The 6,688-nt window shown below is 61.3% G+C and carries 5 protein-coding genes; 1 reads left to right on the top strand and 4 read right to left on the bottom strand.

All coding sequences use genetic code 11. The features are described from left to right. Positions 1-540 precede the first annotated feature (540 nt). A complete protein-coding gene (locus tag OXC99_07005) occupies positions 541-1,557 on the top strand; it encodes a hypothetical protein (GenBank protein MCY4624730.1) in 1,017 nt (338 codons plus the stop codon). Positions 1,558-1,744: 187 nt separating this feature from the next. Here the strand turns inward: OXC99_07005 and OXC99_07000 are convergent, their stop codons facing one another. From OXC99_07000 to OXC99_06985, 4 genes are all read right to left on the bottom strand, one after another. After that, entirely contained in the window at positions 1,745-2,425 is a 681-nt protein-coding gene (locus OXC99_07000) for a hypothetical protein (GenBank protein ID MCY4624729.1), read from the bottom strand. A gap of 474 nt (positions 2,426-2,899) precedes the next feature. Beyond that, positions 2,900-4,561 carry an ABC transporter permease subunit gene (locus OXC99_06995; GenBank protein MCY4624728.1) on the bottom strand — a complete coding sequence of 554 codons (1,662 nt, stop codon included), beginning with the start codon at positions 4,559-4,561 and terminating at the stop codon, positions 2,900-2,902. Between the two features lies 1 nt (position 4,562). Continuing rightward, on the bottom strand, positions 4,563-5,507 hold the full coding sequence (locus OXC99_06990) for an ABC transporter ATP-binding protein (protein MCY4624727.1): 945 nt from the start codon (positions 5,505-5,507) through the stop codon (positions 4,563-4,565). Between the two features lie 54 nt (positions 5,508-5,561). Further along, on the bottom strand, positions 5,562-6,059 hold the full coding sequence (locus tag OXC99_06985) for a MarR family transcriptional regulator (GenBank protein ID MCY4624726.1): 498 nt from the start codon (positions 6,057-6,059) through the stop codon (positions 5,562-5,564). Positions 6,060-6,688 lie beyond the last annotated feature (629 nt).

Genomic DNA, 6,688 nt, shown 5'->3' with positions numbered 1-6,688 from the left:
GTCAATGGAGACGAGGCCGTTCTGACGTACACCGTGCCCATGCCGAGCGACGGCGTGAGGCGGGAAAAGGCGTCGGTTCTTGATTTCGTCCAGTCCAGCCCACCAACATATACGGTAGACAGAGCCGTCTTTGAGCTTTGGCTTGGCGGGCTGTGATCCCAGCACCGTGATTCTCACGGAACGTTCGAGCCCCTTCGGGCTGACCGGGCAGCACGGAATTCGCCGCAGCCTGCCGCACGCCATTCCGACATCCGTCGATCGCGCTCGCCGCGCCGGTTCCAACCCGCACCTCGATGGCCTGCTGATGGGGAGTGCATGGGCGTAACCGGGCGCTTGTGCGGCACATTGAAGATGGTCATAAGTGTTTTGCTGGAAGTTACGCAAGGGTTACACCTGCTTTGGTACAATAGGCGCTGAGGACCAGATCTCGAAGGTTAGAGAGGTTGTCCAACTCGCCTCAAGAGGACAATGTTGAGGATACCTGCGAGAAGAGCGCCAGGATTTCCCTTTACGGCGATCGTTCTGTCGGTGTGGTTGTTGATGCTCCTCGCGGCGGCCTGCGCCTCTGAGGATGGCACAGATAGATCCGGCTCAGCCGCGGCAGGGCGGGAAACCGACCGAACCGGGGACGGCAGCGCGGAGGACCGCGACGTATTCCTGGGCCGGGCCACTGCCACAGATACGCCACAGCCTGAGGCCACGGAAACGCCGTTGCTTTCCATCGAGCAGACCACGGTGGAGACGGACGAGGCGGCGCTTGTGGCGCTCTACAACGCCACGGATGGCCCAAATTGGGACGACAACACAAACTGGCTGAGCGACGCGCCACTGGCTGCGTGGCACGGGGTCACCACGGACAGGGACGGCCGCGTCACTGAGGTGGTCCTTACCGGCAACGGGTTGAACGGGGAGATCCCCCCGCAGCTGGGGAACCTTTCCTATCTGGCTGAGCTGATGCTCAATGAAAACGGGTTGAGCGGGGAGATCCCGCCGGGGCTGGGGAATCTTGCCAGCCTGGAGTGGTTGAGCCTCGATGAAAACGGGTTGAACGGGGAGATCCCGCCGGAGCTGGGGGACCTTGCCAACTTGCGGTGGCTGTCCCTCAGGGTCAACAAGTTGAGCGGAGAGATTCCGCCGGAACTGGGGAACCTCTCCAATCTGGAGTACCTCAATCTCGCTCGCAACGAGTTGAGCGGGGAGATCCCGCCGGAGCTGGGGGACCTCTCCAACCTGGAGGACCTGAGCCTTGGCTCCAACCGGTTGAGCGGGGAGATCCCGCCGGAGCTTGGGGACCTCTCCAACCTGGAGGACCTGAACCTTGTCGACAACCGGTTGAGCGGGAAGATTCCGCGGGAGTTGGGCGACCTTTCCAACTTGCGGTGGCTGTTCCTCAGTTTCAACGAGGAGTTGAGCGGGGAGATCCCGCGGGAGTTGGGGAATCTTTCCAGCCTGATTGGGGTGGAACTCGGGTATACCCAGGTGAGCGGGTGCATACCCGGAGAGTGGCGCCGCCTTGGCGATTACTACATCGAGGCCATCGGCATGCCCTTCTGCTAGGCTGCGTCCTCCGGTGAGGAACTGGACCGCCCGTGCATCGAACCCGGGGACACCTCGCTCCGGGGCGCGTGCGCGCCGGACTCGATCCGCCGGGGTTGTCGTGGCCCCGGGCTCGCTTTGGCAGCTGCTTGTGTGCGGCGGCCGTCCTGCGTTCGAAGGACGGCCGCCGGTTTGTGCTGGATGCCCGCTATTGCCAGAGGTCGGGATCGGGCCGATTCATGAGGCCGACGCCCAGGTATCCGTACCAGATGACCAGCAGCACGTAGAAGCTCCGAGCCAGCGAGATGAACGTGTCGCGGCCATCGTTGTTGAGGATGGCCACCATGAAAAAGACCATTATGGCCAGGCTGACAAGGGCAGCCAACAGGGAGATTATCCGGTTGAAGTCGTCTCTGGTGGAGAGGCCCAACGCGAATATGGCGCCGCCAAAACCAAGTGTAATCCCACCGGCGTAGACGAGAGCGGAGCCGGCGTAGTAGACGGGAACGCTTCCCATGATCTGCTCACTGGTCTGGGCATCGGCCAGAATGAAGTCCATGCCGCTGGATAGGATCCAACCGGTCAAGCCGACGAGGGTCATGAAGAAGCCCATCTGGACCAACGCCTTGCCGTTGCCCTGCAGGGTTACGTTCCGCATGAGCGCATAGAGGCCCGAGAGGATCAGGGCTATGCCAAGGATTATCCCGATGTTGGTTACATTGGTCAGCGCAGGGTTGCCACTCCTGGCCGATATGGAGCCAACAGCGTCTGACACCTTGGCGCTGTCTATCAGCAGTCCGCCCGGCTCCATGAGAAAGAAGACGAAGGCGATTATAGGCCCGAATATGAGAGACAGCCCCGCCAGCCGGTTCACGGATATTGTGCCCATGCTTGAACCTCCTTCATGCGATGTCATGAGAATGACCCTTTGGCTCAGTCCTTCCCGGCATACATCCTGACGCCAGAGTTGTGACATTGCAATAGGAGAGTGACCTGGCCCGACGGTTGCACAACTCGCCAAGGTGGTCCTGTGGGGCGAGGATGCCTGGCAGACCAACGCCTCAGATCTGGACCTCCCACCGCAAAGTTTGCAATTCGGTATGCTCCGGCCCATCAACTACGCTGGCTAAGGGCCCGGAACGGGCAACGGTCCTACAGACCGCTTCCAGGCGGTTCGAGCCCTGCTTACCCTTGACCCAGGTGGAAGAAGGTGACGAGCAATTTCCCCGCGCGTACAAGCTGCTCGTCGTTGCGGATTCGGGCATCGTGCTCCTTATCCGACGGCATGCCGCCTTTTGGCTGATGGGGCGCTCGGGCATGGGGAGCAAATGTCCTCGTGGACAACAACGCAGGACGGGAAGCCTTATCCCCGCTGCCTGATATCCCGCCGCTGGAACAGAACAAACGACAGGCCGAACAGCACGATGGAAAGCGCGGCCAACACAGCGGCGTCACCCCAGTCCATGCCGTTGATGAGCGGGTCGCTGCCAAGGTAGTAGTGGAACGGCGATAGCCATGCAATGGCCCCAAGGCCCTCGCTGATGTTTGCCAACGAAGTGAGCAGGTGGAAGACCAGCGCCCCGCCCGCAGCGCCAAGAATCGCGACGCCGGTGCGTCCCGTGCCCGCGCTGAGGGCCAGTGCAAGGGTCCCGAAAACCAATCCCACAAGCACCTGGTGCGCTGAGGCTGCTGCGATATTCCCTATGCTCATCCCGAGGTCGCCGAGCACGGACCCGAGGGCCACGCCCGCGAAGGTCGCAACACCGACGAGGATGCCGAAGAGGGCCATCGGCACGGTCTTTTCAAGCACGATCCTGTGCCGGCTGACCGGGTTGGCAAGCACGAGTCCCATCGTGCGGCGCGATTCCTCGCCGGCGAAGGCGCCCGCGCCCATGATGGCAGTCACCAGGATGACCGAGAGGGGGGCCATCAAGCCGAACGTCTCAAGGGTGTACCACCCTTCCGGTGTGCTCAGGTCGCCTCCGCCGAAGAGGGCGATCAGTTCTTCAGGGAAGTTCTCAAAGGCGGTCAACGTCTCTTCCGGAAGGGACGCGTACATTGGGCCCAACATCACACCCATCATCAGGAACATCGCGGCAGCCGTGACCAGGAGAAGCACCTGGTAATCCGACGCGGTCTTGACCCGAATCGATGAGACCCTTGCCGAGCCGGCAAGACGCCCGACCAACCTGTTCAGGTGTGGGTTGCCTCGGACTCTGTCCAGGAGGGTCGTCCCGACGGACTGGCCCTTCAGGTCCCGTCGATTGAACCCGATGACGGCCGCGACCAGGAACAGGGCTGACCCGAGAATCAGCACAGCCATGTGGCCCCAGGCAATGCCGTTGTAGACGGGGTCGCTGCCGTCGAAGTAGTACCAGGGGAGGGCCTTCCGCAGACCCTCCAGTCCCTCAACGAGGGGCAGGAGGCCGACCGCGAAGAAGGACAGCACAAGGATGGCGGATGTCCCGCCCGTCGCCGTGTCACGATTGCCGGTCACGGCGCCGATGGCCAGAGCCAGCATTCCGTAGAAGACGGCGTTGAAGAACATGTGAAGCGCCAGGGCCTCGACCTCCAGGCCGCCGATCTCTACGCTCAGCAACCCGGCGATGGGATGCACAGGAAGCCACATGACAAAGACTGTCAGGGCCGTGAGCAGCAGGAGGGCTACTGCCTTGGACAGCAGGACGCTGGTGCGGCTCCTGGGATTGGCGAGGAGAATGCCCATCGTGCCGTTCCGCTCCTCGCCGGCAATGGACGCCGCGCCCATCACGAGGGCCATCACCGCCACGACAATGGCGCCGATCGATCCGAAGACATAGCCTATGGCCAGCCCGCCCACGTCGACACTGTCGCCGATGCCAAGCAGCGACCGAAACGCTTCAGGCAGTTCGGTGTAGACCGTGAGATCGATGTCGCGGTAGGTGGCCATCCCGAATAAGAGGAGCAGCGTCAGGCTGGCGGCAGCGATCGCCCACCCCAACCAGCGGTCCCGCGCGGTCTTGAGGAAGATGTTGGCAACCGCCACGTCAGTCCTCCCTGTCGCTCTTGTAATACGTGAGGAAGATCTCTTCGAGGTCGGCCTCGCTGGTCTTGATGTCCGCAACGCCGTAGCGGTCGGTCGCCGCCTTCAGGAGCTCGCCCATGTCTCCGTCGAAGGACATCTCGACATGCTTGTCGTTGGCGATGACGTTGCGGACCCCCGCGACCGATGCGAAGACGGCGGCATCTGCCGGGGAATCCAACACAAACTCCACCTGACGGATCGCCTTCGACCGCAGGTCCGCGACCGACTCGACCGTTATGAGAAAGCCGTCGCGGATGATGCCGACCCGGTCAGCAATCCGCTGGACCTCAGAGAGCGTATGGCTGGACAGGAAGACGGTGCGCCCCTCCGCTGTGACCTCGCGCACCATCGTCTGAAACTCCCGTTGCACCAACGGATCAAGTCCCGAGGTGGGTTCGTCCATGATCAGTAGTTCGGGGCGGTTCATGAAGGCCTGAATGACTCCTACCTTCTGGCGGTTGCCTGTCGAAAGGTCTCCCACTTTTCTGGACAGGTCGGAATTGAGGCGTTCAGCGAGCTCGCCGACAAAAGACCAGTCGACCCCGCCGCGCATGTTCGCGAAGTACTCGAGGGTGTCGCGGCCCGTAAGGTTCGGGTACAGCGCCAAGTCTCCGGGGATATACCCAATGTGCCTTCGTATGGCCACAGCATCCCTGTGCGTAGCAAGGCCCAGGATCGTGGCGGCGCCGGCAGTGGGCCTGATCTCGTCCAGCAACGTTCTGATGGTCGTCGACTTTCCTGCGCCGTTGGGGCCGAGGAAGCCGAAGACCTCGCCTTCCCGGACTTCCAGGTCGAGATTCTCGATGCCGCGTTTCTTGCCGTAGTACTTGGTCAGTCCACTCGTGTGAATGGCCGCCCTTGATGCACCCTTGATCGATCCGGACTCCGTTTTCGCTTCCGTTGCCATGCGGCTGCCTCCCTGCGAGTCACTAGTCTTGTTGGTCAATGCAGCGTGTTCTCCTCAATCGGGGGCACTCTCTCTCGTGCCGACACCCGGGACGGCAACGGCATCATCGTTGACCGCCTCCAGATGATCGGCTCCCCGGTTGAGTATCTCTAGCGCTCGAACGACCACCTCGAGCTCGGCAATCGATAAGGCCATCGTGAGATTCTCAACGACTACGAAGTTGCTGCGCGCCATTGCTTCAATGACCTGTCGCCCCTCGTTGGTTAGACAAGCCAGAGCGACTCGTCTGTCATTGGGGTCGGGCACTCGCTGCACCAGACCCTTCTTGACCAACCGCTCGACCATGTTTGAGGCGTTGGGAAGGGCGACGCCGTGGGCGCGGGAGACCTCGGTGATCCTCTTTGGGCCGCGACTCAGGAAGTAGAGAATCCGAATCTGCGGAAGGGTCAGGTTGGTCTCCGTGGCAAGGTCTTCGGGTTTTGGTTGACTCTTGGCCGCCAGTGACTCCGACAGCTCGGCAATCCTGGCTACCAACTCGCCCTTTGCTGCCATGAGTCCCTCGCTCCATGAATGTTACCTATAGCATAATGATTATAATTATGATACTAGCTATTATCAAGTAGATAAGTATGGTAAGGATAGCTAAAGGAGTCTTCGCGAATCCGACAGCGCCAGGCGGCAACCTACTGAACTGACCATCGCCTACAACTTCGGCCTGACCGGGCGCGTACCGGCGCTACGGACCTGCTGGGAACGACTTCGCGCAGGTTGCGCTCAAGTCTGTCGATAGGGGATCAGGTGACGAGATGCGTGCTGTCAGCCCCATCGCCATCTGCTGGTTGGAATCGTTCAATGGATTGGCAGAGCCGCGAGATCCAGACTCCGAGGACTCGCCGAACATAAGCGAAACTGGCGACCCGCTCCCTGGATCAAGACTTCCCAGCGAAAAGTTCGCAATTCGGTACGTGCCGCCCACCAACTCTCCCATCAGTCATGGTCCCGCATCACAACCTGCCCCTCTCTTGGTTTGCTTCATGCTTGGCGCACGGCTGCTCAACATTTCGTGTGTCCCGGCCCGAGAGGGCTTGACCGCGAATTGGGTCTCCCAGAGATTGAGTCGTTCATGTCCTGTTCTTGGAGCTTCCCCACCCTCGTTTCGAAGGCGAGTAGCAGATGCAACC

The organism is Chloroflexota bacterium (genome assembly GCA_026713825.1).
Lineage (GTDB): Bacteria > Chloroflexota > Dehalococcoidia > Lucifugimonadales > UBA1127 > UBA1127.
The sequence above is the reverse complement of the archived record's forward strand: the minus strand, read 5'-3'. Positions and strand labels throughout refer to the sequence as shown.

Coding starts and splice junctions, on each gene's coding strand:
- OXC99_06990 (MCY4624727.1), bottom strand. CDS start 5,507: ATGGCAACGGAAGCGAAAACGGAGTCCGGATCGATCAAGGGTGCATCA.
- OXC99_07005 (MCY4624730.1), top strand. CDS start 541: ATGCTCCTCGCGGCGGCCTGCGCCTCTGAGGATGGCACAGATAGATCC.
- OXC99_07000 (MCY4624729.1), bottom strand. CDS start 2,425: ATGGGCACAATATCCGTGAACCGGCTGGCGGGGCTGTCTCTCATATTC.
- OXC99_06985 (MCY4624726.1), bottom strand. CDS start 6,059: ATGGCAGCAAAGGGCGAGTTGGTAGCCAGGATTGCCGAGCTGTCGGAG.